Annotated in this window: 17 protein-coding genes, 1 tRNA gene and 1 pseudogene; 4 read left to right on the top strand and 15 right to left on the bottom strand. The window is 68.4% G+C overall.

All coding sequences use genetic code 11. The features are described 5' to 3' along the window. Positions 1–46: 46 nt before the first annotated feature. Together OG972_RS26700 and OG972_RS26695 are read right to left on the bottom strand one after the other, a co-directional pair. Positions 47–1,978 carry a YfjP family GTPase gene (locus OG972_RS26700; protein ID WP_266985551.1) on the bottom strand — a complete coding sequence of 644 codons (1,932 nt, stop codon included), beginning with the start codon at positions 1,976–1,978 and terminating at the stop codon, positions 47–49. Further along, positions 1,975–3,612, bottom strand: a complete 1,638-nt coding sequence (locus OG972_RS26695; protein ID WP_266985549.1) for a dynamin family protein — start codon at positions 3,610–3,612, stop codon at positions 1,975–1,977. The genes OG972_RS26700 and OG972_RS26695 overlap by 4 nt, the downstream gene beginning before the upstream one ends. 318 nt (positions 3,613–3,930) lie before the next feature. On the opposite strand from OG972_RS26695, the gene OG972_RS26690 reads away from it, so the two are divergent. Continuing rightward, positions 3,931–4,003 (top strand) — tRNA-Arg (locus OG972_RS26690). Positions 4,004–4,202: 199 nt separating this feature from the next. Here the strand turns inward: OG972_RS26690 and OG972_RS26685 are convergent. The 5 genes and pseudogenes from OG972_RS26685 to OG972_RS26665 all read right to left on the bottom strand — a co-directional run bounded on the left by OG972_RS26685 (position 4,203) and on the right by OG972_RS26665 (position 7,068). Next, on the bottom strand, positions 4,203–4,886 hold the full coding sequence (locus tag OG972_RS26685) for a site-specific integrase (protein WP_266985547.1): 684 nt from the start codon (positions 4,884–4,886) through the stop codon (positions 4,203–4,205). A gap of 217 nt (positions 4,887–5,103) precedes the next feature. Beyond that, a pseudogene (locus tag OG972_RS26680) lies at positions 5,104–5,418 on the bottom strand (N-acetyltransferase family protein); the annotation flags it as partial. Between the two features lie 77 nt (positions 5,419–5,495). Beyond that, positions 5,496–5,918 carry an arsenate reductase ArsC gene (locus tag OG972_RS26675; RefSeq protein WP_266985545.1) on the bottom strand — a complete coding sequence of 141 codons (423 nt, stop codon included), beginning with the start codon at positions 5,916–5,918 and terminating at the stop codon, positions 5,496–5,498. 29 nt (positions 5,919–5,947) lie between these two features. Continuing rightward, a complete protein-coding gene (locus OG972_RS26670) occupies positions 5,948–6,691 on the bottom strand; it encodes an aquaporin (protein WP_266985543.1) in 744 nt (247 codons plus the stop codon). After that, positions 6,688–7,068 (bottom strand): helix-turn-helix transcriptional regulator, encoded by a 381-nt coding sequence (locus OG972_RS26665; protein ID WP_266985541.1) that lies wholly within the window; start codon positions 7,066–7,068, stop codon positions 6,688–6,690. The genes OG972_RS26670 and OG972_RS26665 overlap by 4 nt, the downstream gene beginning before the upstream one ends. Before the next feature lie 79 nt (positions 7,069–7,147). Here OG972_RS26665 and OG972_RS26660 point away from each other — a divergent pair, with 79 nt between their 5' ends. Beyond that, the gene (locus OG972_RS26660; RefSeq protein ID WP_266985539.1) at positions 7,148–7,618 is read left to right on the top strand and encodes an ArsI/CadI family heavy metal resistance metalloenzyme; all 471 of its coding nucleotides are present in this window, start codon (positions 7,148–7,150) and stop codon (positions 7,616–7,618) included. Between the two features lie 91 nt (positions 7,619–7,709). On the opposite strand, the gene OG972_RS26655 is transcribed toward OG972_RS26660, so the two are convergent. Next, on the bottom strand, positions 7,710–7,946 hold the full coding sequence (locus OG972_RS26655) for a hypothetical protein (RefSeq protein ID WP_266985537.1): 237 nt from the start codon (positions 7,944–7,946) through the stop codon (positions 7,710–7,712). A gap of 586 nt (positions 7,947–8,532) precedes the next feature. Here OG972_RS26655 and OG972_RS26650 point away from each other — a divergent pair. Beyond that, entirely contained in the window at positions 8,533–8,808 is a 276-nt protein-coding gene (locus OG972_RS26650) for a hypothetical protein (protein WP_266985535.1), read from the top strand. A gap of 67 nt (positions 8,809–8,875) precedes the next feature. On the opposite strand, the gene OG972_RS26645 is transcribed toward OG972_RS26650, so the two are convergent. From OG972_RS26645 to OG972_RS26615, 7 genes are all read right to left on the bottom strand, one after another. Further along, positions 8,876–9,817: a helix-turn-helix transcriptional regulator gene (locus OG972_RS26645; RefSeq protein ID WP_266985533.1), complete on the bottom strand. Its 942-nt coding sequence runs from the start codon at positions 9,815–9,817 to the stop codon at positions 8,876–8,878. A gap of 34 nt (positions 9,818–9,851) precedes the next feature. Then, positions 9,852–10,946 carry an IS630 family transposase gene (locus tag OG972_RS26640; protein WP_266985531.1) on the bottom strand — a complete coding sequence of 365 codons (1,095 nt, stop codon included), beginning with the start codon at positions 10,944–10,946 and terminating at the stop codon, positions 9,852–9,854. A gap of 965 nt (positions 10,947–11,911) precedes the next feature. Beyond that, positions 11,912–13,876 carry a SpoIIE family protein phosphatase gene (locus tag OG972_RS26635; protein WP_266985529.1) on the bottom strand — a complete coding sequence of 655 codons (1,965 nt, stop codon included), beginning with the start codon at positions 13,874–13,876 and terminating at the stop codon, positions 11,912–11,914. 204 nt (positions 13,877–14,080) lie between these two features. Then, entirely contained in the window at positions 14,081–14,395 is a 315-nt protein-coding gene (locus tag OG972_RS26630; RefSeq protein ID WP_266985527.1) for a hypothetical protein, read from the bottom strand. Next, on the bottom strand, positions 14,386–14,553 hold the full coding sequence (locus tag OG972_RS26625) for a hypothetical protein (RefSeq protein ID WP_266985525.1): 168 nt from the start codon (positions 14,551–14,553) through the stop codon (positions 14,386–14,388). Before OG972_RS26625 ends, OG972_RS26630 begins: the two co-directional genes overlap by 10 nt. 935 nt (positions 14,554–15,488) lie before the next feature. Then, positions 15,489–16,439, bottom strand: coding sequence for an NAD(P)-dependent oxidoreductase (locus OG972_RS26620; RefSeq protein ID WP_266985523.1), 951 nt, complete (start codon positions 16,437–16,439; stop codon positions 15,489–15,491). Next, complete coding sequence (locus OG972_RS26615) at positions 16,436–17,407, bottom strand: ScbA/BarX family gamma-butyrolactone biosynthesis protein (RefSeq protein ID WP_266985521.1); 972 nt, start codon at positions 17,405–17,407, stop codon at positions 16,436–16,438. The genes OG972_RS26620 and OG972_RS26615 overlap by 4 nt, the downstream gene beginning before the upstream one ends. 148 nt (positions 17,408–17,555) lie before the next feature. On the opposite strand from OG972_RS26615, the gene OG972_RS26610 reads away from it, so the two are divergent. Then, positions 17,556–18,224, top strand: coding sequence for a ScbR family autoregulator-binding transcription factor (locus OG972_RS26610; RefSeq protein ID WP_266985519.1), 669 nt, complete (start codon positions 17,556–17,558; stop codon positions 18,222–18,224). The last annotated feature ends 258 nt before the right edge of the window (positions 18,225–18,482 follow it).

Below are 18,482 nucleotides of genomic sequence, written 5' to 3'. Positions count from 1 at the left end.
GATCTCATGCTGAAGGGGAGGCGGGGATCCTGCTGAGGGCTGTGTACTACCGACCGGTTGTGGAAATCTCCGTCACCGTCACGTACCGCTCGCGCACCTCCCGGTACCGCACCAGTTCGGCCGCCACCGGATCGAGCACCCTTGCCCGGCCGACGGCCGCCGCCGCCTCGCGCAGGCGCCGCTCGGCCTCCTGCCCGTACCGCCGGGCTGGCCCCCGGGCTGCCGCCGCACACGACCATTCGACCAGTGGCCCGCCGATCACGCCCGCCAGCATCACCAGCGCGGGCGTGAGCAGTCCCGGTTCGATGACGCCGATGATCTGGCCGACCAGCCAGAGCCCGCCGAAGATCTGCAGCAGCGTCATGGACGCCTGTGCCAGCACGGCGGCGGGCCACCATGCGGGCCTCGGCGGCTTGCCGCCGACCCGCCCGCTGTGCGCCACACCCGAGGCACCGGCCACGCCGGTGGCCACCACGCCCCCACCGCCGACTGCGGCCGCAGTACCGCGCCCCGCGTCGTCGCCTGCGCCCCTGGCCCGCCCGTGCCCCACCGTTCCGGCCTTCTCGGCCAGCTCGTCCAGCGCCTCCGGCAGCCCCGTCGCCCCGTTTACCGCGGCTTCTCGGACCGCCTGCGCCCAGGGGCCCGGCAGTCTGTCCGCGGCGGCGTCCGCCACCGTCCGTACCGCCTGCTCGACGCGTTGCCGGGAGGTGAGCTGCTCCTCCGGCGGTGCGGGCATTGCCGCCGCCCGGTCCGGACTTCCCGGCCGCCGGGTGGACTCGTACCACCGCCACAGCCGCAGCCACGGCGTCCCGCAGGCCCGTCCGGCGTTCCTGCGCCACTCACGTTCGGCGGCCTGGCCGGCCGCGGCCGCGCCCACCGCCTCCCCCAGCCGGTCCGCGAACTCCTCGCGGGCCCGTTCCCCGAGTCCCGGCCGCCCCTCGGCGACGTACACCGGACGCAGCTTCGCCGCCGCGGCGTTCACATCGGCCGAGAGCCGACGCGCCGCTGCGGTGCGCTCCTGCACGAACCGGCCGAGCAGTTCACGCAGTTCACCGACGCCTTCGCCGGTGAGCGCGGACAGCGACAGGACGGTGGCGCCCGGTTCGCCGTGTTCGCCGAGCGCCATGCCGTCCTCGTCGAGGAGCCTGCGCAGATCGTCGAGGACCTGGTCGGCGGCGTCACCGGGCAGCCGGTCCACCTGGTTGAGGACGACGAACGTGACCTCCGCGTGGCCGGCCAGCGGTCGCAGATAGCACTCGTGCAGGGCGGCGTCCGCGTACTTCTCGGGATCGACGACCCAGATCACCGCGTCCACCAGTGCCAGCACCCGGTCGACCTGCTCGCGGTGCCCGGCCGCTGCCGAGTCATGGTCGGGCAGATCGACGAGGACGAGCCCCTGGAGCGCCTCGTCCGCCTCCGTACCGCCCTGCTGCGGCCTGCGCCTGAGCCGTCCCGGAATGGCCAGCCGGTCCAGCAGTCCAGCGGCGCCGTCGGTCCAGGAACAGGCCAGGGGCGCGGCGGTGGTCGGCCGGCGCAGCCCCGTCTCGGAGATCTGTGCGCCCGCCAGGGAGTTGAAGAGCATCGACTTGCCGCTGCCGGACGCCCCGGCAATGGCGACGACGGTGTGCCGTGAGGAGAGCCGCTGTCGTGCGGCGGCCTCGTCGAGTACGCGCCCCGCCTCGGCGAGCGTGGTCGCGTCGAGGCGGGCCCGGGACAGCCCGACGAGTTCGCGCAGCGCGTCGAGCCGCGGCCGGAGCAGACTGCCGGCGGGTACGTACGCCTCGACCTGGGGACGTGCGTCGTCGTCGGGGGCGGCCTCGGGGTCCTCGGGATCCTTGGCGAGGACCGCTGCGCGCCGGGCGATGAGCCCGTCGTCCCACCGGCCCTCGGACGTGGGGACGTGCCGGCCCTGGCATACGACGACGCCACCGGCCTCGCCCTGTTCCTGGCCGTGATCCTGGTCAGTGACGGCAGTCAACGCTGCCACCTCTCCTTCTGCAGTACGGACAGCGCGGCAATCAGTTCGGCCTGCGGCTCCGGGGCCACGTCGAGCGCGTCGAGCGGCGCCAGCCGCCGGTCGCGCTCACTGCCCAGCACCCGGTCGAGGTAACTGGTCAGCAGCGCCCCGCCCTTGTCGCGCAGCCGCAGCGCGCCCCGGGCTCCGATGCGTTCGGCGAGCTGCTCCCCGGCGCTGCGGGCACGACGGCCGCCGAGCAGCGCGGCTGCCAGCAGCGCGGCCACCGTCTCGGCGTCGGGTGCGGCGCTGCGTTCCAGCCGGCGCACCTCTTCCTCGGCCAGCTCCTCCAGGACCCGTCGCCACCGCCGTACGGCCATGGCGATCCGGCCCCGGACATCCTCGGCGGGACCCCATCCCCCGGCTTCCCGGCCCGCGTTCCCGAACCCGAACACACCGGCTGCGGGTTCGCGCTGCCAGGTGGTCCGGATCTGTTCGTCGGCGGCGGCCACGGCGCACTGCAGCAGCGCGGCGAGGCTGTCCACCAGCGCTTCGAGAAGTTCCTCGGACGTGCTGTAGTGCGGGTATCCGCGCCATCGGGTACGGGCGTCCCCGGAGAGCACGCCACCGTTCTCCACCCGCCCCCGGACCCGTGCACCCTCCTTCTGGTAGGCGTCCTCGACCACGCCGGTGAGCCGCACGGCCGCGGCGTGCTGCGCGGCGACGGCACCGGCCAGCTCCGGCATCCGTACGTCCAGCGAGTCGATGACCCCGACCGCCGTACGCCCCACCGACTGTTGACGGGCCGCCGGATCCTGTACGCGGTGGCTGAGCCAGGCGCGCAGCGGGGCAACCGCGGTGGTGGGCAGCAGCCCGCTGCCGCCGCCCGCCGACTCGGGCAGTTCCGGGATGGTGAACCGGGGCACCTCACCGAGTCCCGCCTTGGTGAGGAGCGCCCCGTACTGCCGCGAGACCTCGCCGATCACCTGGTGCGGTACCCGGTCGAGCACGGTGACGAGCGAGGCGTCGTACTCCTTCGCGGTACGCAGCAGATGCCACGGCACCGCGTCGGCGTACCGGGAGGCCGTGGTCACCATGACCCAGACGTCGGCGGCACAGATGAGTTCGGCGGCGAGCACCCGGTTCCGTGCGACGAGCGAGTCGATGTCGGGGGCGTCGAGCAGCGCGAGTCCACGCGGCAGACTCGCGGCGGTCTCGACCCGCAGCGTGGTCCCGTCCTCCTCCGTACCGTCGTCGAGCCCGTCGGGCTCGTCGCAGAACTCCACCGGCGGCAGCCAGACCCGGGTCAGCTGCGGCAGCACCCTGCCCCCGGCGAACCAGTGATGGTCATCCGGATGGCAGACAAGGACGGGGATCCGGGTGGTCGGCCTCAGTACCCCGGCCTCACTGACCCGACGCCCCACGAGCGAATTGACGAGCGTCGACTTCCCGGCGCCGGTGGATCCGCCGATGACCGCGAGCACGGGCGCTTCGGGATCCTTGAGCCGGGGAAGCAGGTAGTTGTCGAGCTGTGCGAGCAGCTCGACCCTGGTCTGCCGGGCGCGTGTCACCCCGGGGAGCGGGAGTGGGAGACGCACGGCGGCGACACGGTCGCGCAGGGCGGAAAGTGCGTCGATGAGCTGAGGCCGTACGTCCATGGTCACCACATGCGAAGAATGCCCAATTTTGGCGCCTTTTTGAAGCGTATAGCCACCTCTGCGCGCCGATTGCGCCGTCGGGACAGAGGGGGCGAGTGGGGCGCAGGCATAACGAGTGCACAACACCCGGGGCGCGAGGCGTCAAAAGCGATGCGCGAGCCACGCCTACCTGCGATTATCGGTTCGCTTCACCGAACCTACACATCGTGCCACGCAGGTGAGGCAACCGGGTCGAGGCGATCGGAGCCCTATCCTTGTCCCGGCAAGGTCACGGACCGGCCCGGCCCCAGGGCTCCAGGCCGCCGAGGCCACCACCCGGCCCCCGTAGCTCAGTGGATAGAGCAGGCGCCTTCTAAGCGCTTGGCCGCAGGTTCGAGTCCTGCCGGGGGCACTTTGCCCGTACGACATCAGGCCCTCCCTCGGGAGGGCCTTTTTGCTCGTCATGGCACGGTAGCGAGGGCCCTGTAGCGAACGCGTAAGCGCCGGACCGTCACCGGGTCACGGTGGGGAGGGTCCGGCGCTGTCCGGCTGTCACCGGGTTTCTGCGGGTGGCCCTGTCGCATACATGTCGAAGTTTTCGGCCGGAACAGTCAGCCGGCATCCGGCAGCTCGGGGAGATCCCCCGCAGCTTCGAGCCGCCTCTTGAGATCAGGAAGCTGCCCCTCGACGCACCGGGCGAAGGTGGCCAGCAGCACGGGAACGCTGTTGCCGACCCAGTCCGCCACCTGCGCGGGCGGCATCCCGTCGTTGAGCAACTTCGTCAGGCGCGTGTGCCGGTTGTCGTACACGCGCCTCCCCGTGGGCGACTCGAAGACGTGCGGAGGCAGCACCACCTTGCGTGCGCCGGGCCAGGCCCGGCGGAGGACGGAGCCGGCGAGGATGCCGCCCGTCTCCCCCTGGAAGAGCAGGTCACCCGGTTGAAGCTGTTCGTCCTCGATGTGCTGCCGCGGGATGCGCGTCAGGGCGGGATGCCCCGGCACGGCGCGCGTCTCCACCTCGGCACGACCCTTCAGATCGCGCTCGTCGTGAATCCTCCCCGAGTCGGTCCACTGCTTGCCGACCTCCGGTGTCGCCGTGTGAATCAGCAGCTCACACCACTGGTCGTCGGCACCGAGGGCGGGCAACGTCACGTCCTTCACCCGCATGGCCACGGCTTCCTCGGGACGCGGACCGCAGTAGTAGAGCGTGGCGAAGAAGGCGTGCAGACGCTTGCCTCCGCGTGGCCGGCGCCGGACCCAGTCAAGGAGAGCCGTCGGCCTGGTCTGGCAGGTCACCAAGATCCCCGGCAAGGCCCAGGGCAAGAAGAAGTAACCCACACTGAAGAAGCTCCCTACCTGCGGTTCCGCCACAAGGAGGGGGCTTTTCGGTTGGTTCGGGCCGGCTCTGAGTCGGCACCTGATTGATCGGGCCCTCCGGCGGTAGGGAGGTCACGCGCAAGATCACTGGCACGGGCCACGCGATTGCAGAGCTGCGGCGTTCGATCAAGACGACCAGGGCGAGACTGCTCCCATTTTCGGGGAAGATGCCTGACTGGATGGTCCAGATGCCCGCCGCCTCGGTCGAGGTGATGAAAGCGGTCAGCAAGGCTGTGCCGGTTCCTCGGCCGCGGGCGTGGGGGCGGACGTCCACCGAGTGCTCGACCACGCCGGCGTAGAGGCACCTGTCGGACACCGGCACGGCTGCGACCCGGCCCAGCACCTTGCCTGCCTCGTCGACGGCGACGTACCGGTGTCCGGGCAGCTTGGCGGCATCGACCTGTTACCAACTGGGTGCAGCCGTTTCGAACGTGGCGTTCCCTTCGTCGATGCCGAATTGCTAGATCACCGGTACCGCGGCGGCGTGCTCGGCGCCCATGGCCACGATGCGAACTCTGCCTGGCACACTCACGCTTGACTCACAGAAGCGATCTCGTCGAGCAGCCCGCGGATGCGCTTCTCGATCTCGTCACGTATGGGGCGAACGGCGTCGACGCCCTGTCCGGCCGGGTCGGGGAGCTCCCAGTCGAGGTAACGCTTGCCCAGGAAGACCGGGCAGGTGTCGCCGCAGCCCATCGTAATGACCACGTCGGAGGCCTGAACGGCTTCAACGGTGAGCACCTTGGGCACCTCGGCAGAGATGTCGATGCCTGCCTCCGCCATCGCTTCGACGACGGCCGGGTTGACCGTGTCGGCGGGCGTGGACCCGGCGGAACGTACCTGTACGCGGCCGCCCGCAAGGTGGGTGAGGAACGCGGCGGCCATCTGGGAGCGCCCGGCGTTGTGGACGCAGACGAACAGCACGGACGTGCGTTCAGCGGGGGTGTTCATGGCGGGTGTCTCTCTCGGGAGCGGGCTGGTCAGGGGATCGTCGGGGCGGCGAGTTCGGGTTCGCCTGGAAGCAGTGCGGTGCTGATGCGTGCGGGTGCCGGGCGTCCGAACACCGCGAACACCAGCCCCAGCCCGAGCGCGGCACCGACCAACTGGGCCGCGATGAACGGGCCGAGCGAGCCAGGGGCGATGCCGGCGAACGTGTCGGTGAAGGCACGGCCGATGGTGACCGCAGGGTTCGCGAACGAGGTGGAGGACGTGAACCAGTACGCCGCACCGATGTAGGACGCCACGGCCACGGCGCTGAAATGGGCCCGGTCGGTGCGGGCCAGTCCGAAGATCAGAAGGATGAGTCCGGCGGTCGCGACCACCTCGCCCAGCCACAGGTGACCGGCAAAGCGGTCATGGGTGGACCACTGCACGAGCGGCTTGCCGAACATGACGTCGGCCAGGACGGCACCGGCGATGGCGCCCGCAATCTGGGCCGGGATGTACAAGGCGACGTCCCGCGCGGTCAGCCCATCCCCGCTGCGGCGGCCGGTGAACCAGGCCACGAGGGTGACGACAGGATTGAAGTGCGCACCCGAGGCCGGCCCGAGCAGTGCGATGAGCACGCCGAGCCCGAAGACGGTGGCCAGCGAGTTGGCCAGCAGCTGCACGCCGACGTCCCTGGACAGCTCGGTTGCCTGGATGCCGGAGCCGACGACCACTGCGACCAGCGCGGCCGAGCCGATGGCTTCGGCGAGGGCCCGCCGTCCCAGCGACGCGGTCATGCGGTTGCCTCGGCCGTCTGCGATGTCTCCAGGAAGGCGGCGAGCCGGTCGAGGGTGGCCGGCAGCGCCCAGTAGTAGACCCACGTACCCCGGCGCTCGCAGTCGATCAGACCGGCCTGCCGCAGCAGCTTGAGGTGATGCGAGATCGTCGGCTGGGACAGGTCGAAGGCCGGGGTCAGGTCACACACGCAGACCTCACCGCCCGCCCGCGAGGCGATCAACGACAGCAGCCGCAGCCGCACGGGGTCGCCCAGCGCCTTGAACAGCTTCGCCAGCTCCGCCGCCTGGTCCTCGTCCAGCGGTGCGGTCACCAGCCCGGGGCAGCATGCGCCGTTCTCGTCGCTCTGTCCGAGCACCACAAGCTCTTGCTTCGACATGCTTCTATGTTGACATCCTTCGATCCAAGTCGCAAGGTTGCATCGACAGGCATCAATCCAAGCCGATGGGAGCCCTGCCATGTCCCGTGCTCAGCTCGCCCTGCGGGTCAGCGACCTGGAGGCGTCGATCGCCTTCTACTCGAAGCTGTTCGGCACCGAACCGGCCAAGCGGCGCGAGGGCTACGCCAACTTCGCCATCACTGAGCCCCCGCTCAAGCTCGTACTCATCGAGGGCGAGCCCGGCGAGGAGACCCGGCTGGACCACCTCGGCGTCGAGGTCGAGTCCACCGACAAGGTCAACGCGGCCACCGCCCGGCTCAAGGACGCCGGCCTGGCCACCTTCGAGGAGAACGACACATCCTGCTGCTACGCCCTCCAGGACAAGGTCTGGGTGCACGGCCCCGGCAAGGAGCCCTGGGAGGTCTACGTGGTCAAGGCCGACGACGACACCCTCGGCAAGAGCGCCGACCCCAACACCACCGGCAACGGCTGCTGCACCAGCCAGAACACCGAAACGGCCGCGACGGCAGCGAGTTGCAACTGCGGCTGAGCATTTTGCTTGTAAGGGCGGGGGGTTAAATGGTCCACCCCTGCAAGACGGTGCCGCGCCAGAAGCTGGGAGGCTCTGGCGCGGCATCGGTTCAACCGGTACAGCCGGGTACCGTGCCCGCACAGTTCGTCGGCACGTTGCCGCGGACTCGGCTGCTGTTGAGGCTGACTGTGCCGCCGGTCCTGAGAATGCCGCCGGCGCCTACTCCGTCTGTGGCCGCGTTGCTATTGACGTTGGTGCGGATCAGGTTGACGATGCCGCTGAGATTGACGATCCCACCACCATCACCCGCCATGTTGTCGTTGATGTTGCTGTCCCGGACCGTCAACTGGACGCCTGCGTTGGCGATTCCGCCTGGCGACCTGAGCGACGCGCCTGACCGACGTGCGAACAGACATGATGCCCCTTCAGCTCATAGGGGTGGGTTCCTGCGCCCTAAGGCACGGTTATGAGAAAGTCCGACACCGGCGGAAGAGATAGGCTCATATACACATGCGGCAATAACTGCGTTCCACCTCATTGACCGAGCATGAGTGCTGCGAAGATTCGCACATTGGCCCGCTTGCCGAGCGGCGAAGCAAACTCCTCGGGGGCGAGGACTTCCTTGCGCGTAGTCCGCCAGGCCCGCCGGAATACCGACCCCGAGAGCAGGCCACCGGTTCTCCCCCGGGAAGAGCAGATCACAGGCTTGAGTTTCTCCGTCGCAATGTGTTCACGAAACCGGCCGGGGAGTGTCCCGCCACCGGGCCGGAGTGCGCGCGGCGGCGGACTGTTCTAGCGTCGGACGGAGAAGGGGCGGTCCTGCCGAGCCGACGGGTGCGGGGGCCCGGGACCGTACTTGTACACCGGCCGCGTCCGCTGCTCGGCGTTGAATCCGCGAGTCCCCGACCAACCCTTGAGAGCAGGTGGCTCCCATGCGCACGTCGGCCCGTACAGCCGGAATCCTCACCGGTCTGACCCTCGCAGTGGGCGGCGTGGCCTTCGCCGCACCCGCTGCCCACGCGGACATCCCGGCCTGCACGAACATGGTCCAGCAGGCGGGCGTCGAAGTCTCGGACACTGTCGGAACGGCGTGCACCCAAGGTGTGCACGGTGACCTGCAAGGCTGTGTGAGTGCCCTGACCGGGGCCGGCGTGCCGGGCGGCGCCGCGAACGGTGCCTGCCGGATGGCGGCCAACCCTCCATCGTAACCGCCTCCCTGCCGGCGCACGTGACCGTGGCCGTCGCAGGGAGGGATCGGCGGTAGACCGTCAGACGTCAACCCTTTTCCCGGTGGACTTGGAGCTGACGGTCAGACAGTCGCTCGGAACCGCTCGCGGAACCTGCATGTACCGAGGTGTCCAGGTCACCGATCCGGCCGGCGAGGGTGCGCAAGGCTTCAGAAGACGGGGAGCCGGGTTGAGCTGTACTCACGAACAACCAGTGGTCCGGGTCACCGGGAAATATGAGGGTCTCATAGTTCAAGGTGACTTCGCCGAGCAGTGGGTGCCGGTAGTGTCTGGTGCCGTGGGAAAATTCCTCCACATCGTGCGCGGCCCACCATCGGCGGAAGTCTTCGTCCACGGCCGACAGCTGATCAATCAGCTCGGCCAGTTGCGGGTCGTTCGGATGCCGACCCGCATACAGATGCAAACCTGTAACGACCATGCGGGCGGCCATGTCCCAGTCAATAAATAGTTCACGCGCCGCAGGGTCGAGAAACACAAATCGCGCCAAATTACGCTCGCGGGCCGGCCTGGCCTCGAAATCGACAAATATCGCGCGAGCCATCCGATTAAGAGCAAGGACGTCCATACGGCCGTCCAGAATCATGGCAGGGGCATCCCGAAGAACCTCAAGCAGCGCGTACGCACCCGGACGCACTCGCCGCGGAACGGCGGGCCGGCTCACTCTCGCCACGGACTGCGGCCTGGCCAGGTTGAACAGATGCGCGCGCTCTACATCATCCAGCCGCAGAGCCCGGGCGACAGCCTCCAACACCGCTTCCGAGGCGTTGGCCACCCGTCCGCGTTCCAGACGGATGTAGTAGTCCGCGCTCAATCCGGCCGAGAGCGCAACCTCCTCGCGGCGGAGTCCCGGAACACGCCGACTCGCCCCGGGCGTGACCCCGGCCTGCTCAGGAGTCACCCGGGCGCGCCGCGAGCGCAGAAATTCGCTCAGCTCCTTGTTGTCACCTGAACCGGGCGACGCCTTGGCCATATGTTGAGGCTAGTGTCTCGTGATTCCGTTTGCATCACTTTGAGTTGTTTGCGACGAGTTTCTTGACGTTGGTCTGGACGAGTCGGACCTTCGTCAGGATCTCTTCGGCAGTTGCGGTCCAGGTGAACGGTCTGGCCTCGGAGTTCCAGGAGTCGATGTAGTCACGGATCTGCTTGATCAGGACGTTCACACTGGAGAACGTGCCGCGGCGGATCGACTGGCGGGTCAGCATTCCGAACCAGGTCTCGATTTGGTTGATCCAGGAAGACCCGACGGGGGTGAAGTGGAAGTGGACGTGCGGATTACTCGCCAGCCATGCCTTCACCTCCGGCGTGGTGTGGGTGGAGAGGTTGTCCAGAACGACGTGGATCTCCTTGCCCCCGTGCGGTTTCACCGCCTTCTTCAGGAAGGCCAGGAAGTTCTTGCCGTTCCGGCTCGGCTTGCACTCGCCGATGACTTCGCCGGTGCCGACGTTGAGTGCGGCGAACAGGTTCGTGGTGCCGTGCCGGACGTAGTCGTGCGTGCGTTTCTCGGTGGCCGCGAAGGTGACGGGCAGCACCGGCTGGGTCCGGTCCAGCGCCTGGACCTGCGTTTTCTCGTCGATGGACAGCACGACCGCGCCGCCCGGCGGAGCGAGGTAGAGGCCGACGACATCGGCGACCTTGTCCGCGAACGCAGGGTCCTTCGAAATCTTGAAGGTGCCATTGCGGTGCGGCTTGAGATTCTCCTCGCGCCAGATCCGCGCAACGTAGTGCCAGGACACGGTGACGTTCTCGGTCCGCTTCAAATACTTCGCCAGCTCGCGTGTGGACCAATGCGAAAGACCGGTGACGGCCGGCGGCGTCATGCGCGTCAGCGCGATCACCCGAGCTCGAATCCGCGCCGGAACCTGCTCCCGGGCCCCGCCGGGCCGGTCGCCTTCCAGGCCGGCCAACCCGTGCTCGGCATAACGGGTCTTCCAGCGGTCCACGGTCGGCAGCGACACCCCGAGCAGCTCGGCAATGTCCTTGCGCCGACGTCCCTCGCCCGACCACAGGACGATCCGGGCCCGCATGGCTATATCCGCGGGCACGTCCCGACTGTTGACCAACTCCCGCAACTCGGCGGCCTGTTCCACAGAGAGCTCCATGCCAAGAGAACGAGCCACGCGAGATCAAGTAACGCTGACGGAATCACGAGACACTAGCCTCGGCGCGTCATCCCAGCAAGCCGCAGCATTGGAGCAATGCGGCCACATAAGCCGCTCCCTGTCAGCGATAAAGGGAGTCCTTGGAGCAGTCGCCCGGAAAACGCAAAGCGGGGCCGCCCCGCATACCGTCGGACCAGCGAGTGGCGTCGAGTAAACAGATGCTTTCCGAATATAATCCTGGCGACTAAAAAACGGATTCGGGATCACCTCAGTGCCCTGATTCATTGTTGCGAAAGCGGGCCGTCGAGGAAGTCTCGAGGGAGCAGGCGCCATGCGCCCGGCACCGGTTCGCCTTCCACGTCAATCGCGAGCTCCCCACACCGGCCCACGCCCGGTGGGCCCACAGACTGTCTCCGGTCGGGGCCCAGGTGGTGGGCCCGCATGACCCCGCCGGCGGCGGGGCCGGCGGGGAGCCGAATGCCTTGCTGTCGTCCAGGCGTCGGCCCGTGGCCGCGTTGACGACCTCATCGCCGGTTCCGCGTCGATGAGGATCAACCTGCGTTCTTCCGAAGCCTGCATCGGTCATTACTCAGTGATGGGAAAGGGGGCCTGCCAGTACCTGGACCAGTAGGCCATGGCCGAGGTAGGCCTGCTTGACCGCCCCCAGGTGGATTTGCGGCTGGTTCTCTGGAATTGCACGAGGATCGACTTCTCAAGGTTGTGTGGCGTAGCCAGTTCGCCGACCGCCGGTCGATCAGCCACGTCGCAGCTGGGGCGTGACACGGAGCAGGCAGTAGGACCACCGTGGCGTCCGGATCACGAGCGGAGACGAGAAAGTGCCTTCTGACCTGGGACGACAGGACTTATCCAAGGCTTCTGTCGTCCCAGCAGGAAGGCACTTTCTGCGTACGGGGAAGGCCTCCTCCTCACTTGCGTGGTCCCGCAGCGCGAAGCGAAGGGCGCCGTCATGTGCGCCTGATGACCAGCACGGCCACGTCGTCGAGGTGGTCCACCGCGACCGCGGCGTCGAGGATTCGTTCAGCGGTCGCGTCGGCGTTCAGCCCGTCGTGGAGGGCTTGGGCGGCCAGCGTTCCGGCCCGCTCCAGTCCGGCGTCCAGCGTCAGGCCCGGCCCTTCGACCACGCCGTCGGTGAGCATGATCAGCGCGGTGTCCTCCTCCAGCGTGAAGGTCTCCTCGAGGTAGTCGGTGCCGGGCAGGACTCCCAACACCGGACCGCCCGGCAGCTCGCGGATGTCGCGGCTGCCGTCTTCGCGTACACACAGCAACGGCACATGGCCTGCGCTGGCGCCGACGACCCGTCCGTCGCGTGGATCGAAGTACAGCATGGTGCAGCTGGCGAATCGTGCCGCGTCCATCGTGACGAGAAGCTCGTTGGTACGCGTCAGCACGGTTCCCGGCTTCGATTCGTGGGGGGCGATGGCGCGGATGGAGGCGCGTACCTGCCCCATGAAGGCGGCGGCATCCACATCGTGTCCTTGGCTGTCGCCGATCTCCAGGGCCACCGTGCCGTCGGGCATCACGAAGGCGTCGTACCAGTCCCCGCCGATATCGAGTCCGTCCCGGCTGGGCCGGTAGCGGGCGGCGATCTCCAGCCCCGGGAGATGCTCCGGCAGCGTGGGCAGCATGCTCTCTTGGAGCGCCGTGGCCAGCTCGATGCGGGCTTGCTGCAATCGGGTGCGCTTGAGTGCCTGACCTGCCAGGTCAGCCAGAGTACTCATGAGGGCGCGCTCGTCCGGGGACGAATGGTGCTCGCTGTCGTAGGTCACCGCCCAAGCACCGACAGGCTGGTCGCCGACCGGGCTGAGGGAGGTGATCGATATGGCGGCAAAGGAGTCGATCCACGGAAAACAGACTGCCTGCGGCCAGCGGCGTATGAACTCCTCCTGGTTGGGGATGAATTGCGGCGTGCCGGTTCGGACCACGCAGGTCAGCGGTAGCGGATCACCCAGCGACAGGCCGTCCATGGCGGCGATCTGCCGCGGGTCGACGCTGGCATCGGAGGAGACGCGCAGGAGCCCCGTCCGGTCGTCGACGAGGGCAAGCAAGGCGCCCGTGCCGCCGAAGGTCGCGGCGACCCTTGCCAGGACGACCTGCTGCAACTCCTGCTCGGTGGCGGCGGTGATCAGGGCGGAGGCGAAGGCGGCGATCTCGTCGGCACGCAGCCGCTCCGCACTCACCGCGGCCAGCACCTTCTGTCGGCCCTCCTCGAGCCGGGTCTCGTCGCGGAACACCCCGAAGACCTGCTCAGGGCCGTCATAGCCCAGCTGGATCCGATGGATCTGGCAGGCCACATGGTGCCATCCGTCCTGCTCGGTGAGGAACCGCAAGCTGATCCAGGGGGACTGGGCGGTGGTCGAGTGGATGATCCGTCCCAAGGCCTCCCGGTCATCCGGGTGAACTCGACCGACCAGACTGGACAAGGGGACCGAGGCCTCCGGGAACGGCGCGGCCAGGGCGGGTGCGCCACCCAGCCATTCCAGCTGGTGATCCTGGGGTGAGTACATCCACAGGCCGAGGTCTGCAGCCGCGGCCGCCAGCCGGAACGGGATCAGCAGACTGCCCAGGTCGTTGCGCGCGTCCACCACGTGCACCCACACCAGCCGATGGCCACCCGCGAGATCCTCCGCCGGCCGGGCCTCGACCAGGCTGACCACGTGCGCGCTGCCCGGCCCCGGGAACTGCAGCACACGCATCGCGACCGTCTTCGTCGTGGCCCCGTGCGTCAGCAGATTCTCGGCCGCGGCCCGCTGGCTATCAGGTAGCACGCCAAGGAAGTCATGACCTACGCACTGCTCCGGCGGCCTACCCAGCGTCGTGGCCATCGAGGCGTTGAGGGAGCGGATGGTGCCGTCAAGGGTCAAAAGAGCCGACGGCTCAGTCCTCCGCATGAGTGCGTCCAAGGTGTCCATCTGTCGCTCCCCTGGCAATCATCGAGCGATGACCCGAATGATCCTCATCCATCGTATTCCGTTCTTTTATCCATGATCCTCCGCAAAAGGCTCATGCACCCGCCCTGCGCCGACTTGCTGCATCGAGGCCGTCAGGGGTGGACCGACTGACCGGCTGAGTCGCGCGCGGACTCGGCGGCGCCCCATCCAGGATGGCCGCAGGCTTCACGTTGTCCGAACTGAGCCCATGACGCCCGTAGTGTGCGGCATCCCGTCGGCGATGGCGGAGGTCATCTCCGCACCGAGCACCATGTTGAAGATGTGCATGACGGCAGGTCCGCCGGCCGCGGCCGCGGCCGGCGGGCCGGTGCCGTGCACGGGGGTGTACAGCACGACGTCCGGGCGCCGGCGCCGCGCCAGTTCGATCGTCCGGTCCACGGTCGGCGCGCTGACCTCGGCGAACAGCCGAGCTGTGCTGCCGAATTGAAATTCGCCGGCATCGGAATCATCGTCCTGCTTTTCCCGGGGCTTCAATGCCATTCCGGGTTGCGTTGCACGAATTCGCACTGCAGCTTTCCGTAGTCCAGGCCGGGCGACACGTCGACCACCGGCAGCCCGGCATCCGCGGCCTTGTTCGTGCCGCCGCTCATGGCGACAATGACGTCGCGCCCGGCGGTGTAACCCGTACTGTATTCCACCCTTCGCATAGGTGACGACCATTTCCGCACCACATGAGAAACGTGGAGCGGCGGTCATAAGCATGCGAGAGTCGACCGGCGAAGCAAACGGAACCCAGTACAGATATTTGTCAACCATGTGCGGGAATTGTTAACCCCGATAGTGCGTGACGGACCGCCGGAGCGGAGGGTTCCTGCGTCACCCGGGCGCTCAAGGGCGACGGCTCGTGACCGGACCGGTTGCACCGGGGGCGCCGTACGCGCGCCGGGCCTCCTCGACCCGCTCCAGGTTGGCCTGGGACCAGTCGGCCAGCACGGCGAACAGCGGCCCAGAGGATCGGGGTGGTCCAGCGACTGAAGACGATGTCGACCACCGGTCCGATGGGGCACGCCTGGGCCCGAGCGACCGTCGTAGTGGACGGAACTCCCGCTCCGGGAGCGGGAATCCGGGGCACGGGGGTGTAGGGCATGACGCCTCCAGGGAAGTCACTTTCCTCCAGGTAGCCACTGGACTCAGGACGGTGGCTTTCTCGAGGCGACCCGGGAGCGACGCTTCCCGGGGTCCGTCATGCAGGCGTCGACCGCTCCTGGCGCGTGGTTCCGCGGTGCCCGGCAGCGTGCCGGAGACCGCACCGCCCGGCGCCGCACCTGACATCCCCTACCCATCGCATCGATGACGGGACATCAGGTGCTCAGTCGAAGAACCTTCCGGGAGAGGGTGCCTCCGCTCTCGGCCTCGCCACGCTCCCGTTCGCCTCCAACGCCCCTGACGGGGCCAGGATCCCTTGGAATCAGCTCGCCCCGCCGCTTCGACGGACAGCTCGTCCGGCCCTCGGATCCGGGCTACGACACCGCGAAGTAACTGAAGCTCCGCCAGTTCGACGCGATCGGCCCCAGAGCCGTCGCGTACTGCGCCGGCCCACGGCGGGCTGCTGTCGGCCCACCGCCCTGCCCGGTCATCCCTGTCCGGGAGGCGTCAGGAAGTTCCTGTACCAGTCGGCATGGAGTGGGAAGTCCGCCTTGAAGCCGTCACCGGGATCGCAGTCGAGGAGCTCCCAGACCCAGTCATCGGTGAACCGGTGGTCCACGGTGAGCAACTGGAGGGAGTGCAGGAGGCGCGGCGACTCGGCGAGCTGTGCCCGGGCCTCGTCCAACGCGATGTCGGCGGCACCCCACTCCAGTCCGAGCTCGGCGGAGACTGCCGCGACGAGCTCGGAACAGGCCACCGGATCAGGGTGGTTGACATGGTGGATACCCGCGGTCTCCCGGAGCGAGAGCGCCGCGGCGAGCAGAGCCCGGCCCAGCACCCGCACATCGATCATGGAGTGCCGGGCGGCGCACCCGGCAAGACCGGACGACAGTTCCCGGACCAGCGCGACCAGGCCGGGGATCACCCAGCGGTCCCCCTCGCCGTAGACGAGGTGAGGGCGCAGCACGGTCCCGCCCGCGGCCAGCACATGGCGCTCCGCGGCGGCACGCGTGACGCTGGTGAGCGAGCCCGGTGCGAGCGGCGCCCGGCCGGGGGCCAGGTCCGTGAACGGCCCGCGTCCGTAGACGGCTGCCGTGCTCAGATAGACGATGCGGGCGACGCCTGCGCGCTCCGCCTCCTCCACCAGCGCCCGGGTCCCGAGGTCGTTCACCGACCGGACCGTTCGCTCGTCCCCGTTGATCTGCGAGGCGCAGTGAATCACCGTGTCGACCCCGTCGCATATGCCGCGCAACGATGCGACGGCGGCGAGGTCCCCATGCACGGTTTCGATGCCGGAGCCGGCGGCGGAGGCGGGGACGTCCACGGACGCCCGGTGCTCCATCAGACGCAACCGGAGCCCGGGGACGGCGTCCGCAGCCGCCACCACATGTCTGCCGACGAAGCCACTCGCCCCGGTGACGAGGATGTGTGTGGTCACGACCGGTCGTCCTCATGTGTGTGGGCGAGTTCACTGGTGAATACCGGCTCTCCGTCCTGTTGTCCGCGTACCTGCACAATGGTCCGGGAACTGTCGTCGGAGGGCATCAACTCGGCCTCGACCCAGCACGGGCTGTCGAGTTCGGCGTACTTGTGGAAGGCGATCTCCACCGACGTCGGGAGGAATGTGTGCCCCGGGGTGACAGCGACGGCTGCCTGGCGGGCCGCTTCCAGGAGCAGGATGCCGGGAACATGGTCGTTCGGGCGCCTGAACAGGGTCGGATGGGTGGTGTCCAGCCGCAACCGCCAGCGGTTGGGCTGGAGTGTCGGCGTCAGTACGACGTCCGACTCCGCCGTACGGCCCACCTCGTACGGATCCGCACCGGGCAACAGCGGTACGGGACGGCCCACCATGTCCAGACGGTCCTGGCGCAGGCGGCGGTAGGCGCGCGCCGATGTGCAGCTGATCCGACCCGAGCTGGTCGCCAGCACGGTGCTGCCCCGGTGGAAGCGCAGGTCGACCCGCATACCGGCGATGCTCTTGCCCCGCTTCCGCACATCCGAGGAGGTCAGATCGATCAGGACCTTTCCGGACGCGACCTCCAGGGCGAAACCCGGTACGACGGTGTCGTACGCCAGGTCCCACATCACGAACTGGTCGTCGACCGGGACTCCCAGCTCCGCGTGGGCCAGCATCATCGTCGCCTGTCGCATGGTCTCGGCTATCAGCAGCGGATCCTGGTGGCGGCCCGATGCGACGGCGAAGAAGTGGTGCGGGCGCGGCCATTGGGCCGATACGGAGAACTCCGTATCGCTCAGCCTGCACCAGGCGGTGGGAAAGATGTCCCTGGGGTCGGACCGGTGAACGAATTCATGCGAGACATCAGTTATCCAGCCTCTCTGCGGCGGGATTGCCAACCGATAGAGACCGGACGGTTCGATCTCGGCGTGGGTGACAGTATCGGGCAAATCAATATCAACCATAGAAGTACCCCCAGCTAATCCACGAGGGAGTGTCTCGCTCCCCCACGGTAAGATACCGACGGCCCTGGTTTTTCCACAGTCCGGCCGGTGTATTCAAGACCACAACACCACGAGAGGCAGGAACGCACAGCCGATGGCCCAACAAGCTCGAGCGATCCAGACCCGGCAGTCGATCCTGCTGGCGGCCGCCACTGTCTTTGACGAGCGCGGCTACGGCTCCGCCACCATCAGCGAGATTCTCGCGCGGGCGGGCGTGACCAAGGGGGCTCTCTACTTCCACTTCGCCTCGAAGGAGGAGCTGGCCCTCGGAGTCATGGAGGCACAGCTGGAAGTCGGCGCACTGCCATGCCAGTTGACGAAGCTGCAGGAGCTGGTCGACCAGGGTCTGGTGCTGGCCCACCGGCTCCGCCACGAGCCGCTGGTGCGCGCGAGCGTCGGGCTGGCGATGGAGCAGGGAGGCGGCGAACTGGACCGCGGCCTGCCGTTCCACTCCTGGATAGCCCGGCTCGAAACGCTGCTGACCGAAGCGAAGCAGCAGGGCGAGGTGCTGTCCCATGTCAATCCCGCGGAGGCCGCGCAGCTCCTGGCCGGCGCCTTCTCCGGCATCCAGGAGATGTCCCAAGTCCTCTGCGAGCGAAAGGACTTGGAGCAGCGGATCTCGATGCTGCTGCGCTATGTACTGCCGAGCATTGCCCTGCCGGCCGTGCTCGCCATGCTTGAGATCACCGAGACCCGCGCCGAACGGCTGCTGGCCACGGTCGAGGAACCGGACGTACCCGAGGCCGGGAGCGCGGAGGAGTAGGGGCCCGTCCCTGGACTCCGGCCGGGCGAATTTCCATACCGCACGTCCGGAAACAGCGACGAAACACTGCGCAGCGGGAATGGGGTACGGCGCTCAGCTCGCCACCCCTTCGCCCAGGCGGTACCTGATCCGGCGCACCGTCCGCCTGTTCGTACCGCCCCTGGGCCGACGGCCCGGAAGAGACCGGCCGCGCCGCACCGTCACCGGGCGCGTACGTCTCCCGGTTGCGAGGAGCGGCGGGGCGGCAGCCCCCGCCGC

The organism is Streptomyces sp. NBC_01669, assembly GCF_026339735.1.
Lineage (GTDB): Bacteria > Actinomycetota > Actinomycetes > Streptomycetales > Streptomycetaceae > Streptomyces > Streptomyces yanii.
This window is presented reverse-complemented; position numbering and strand designations above follow the sequence as displayed.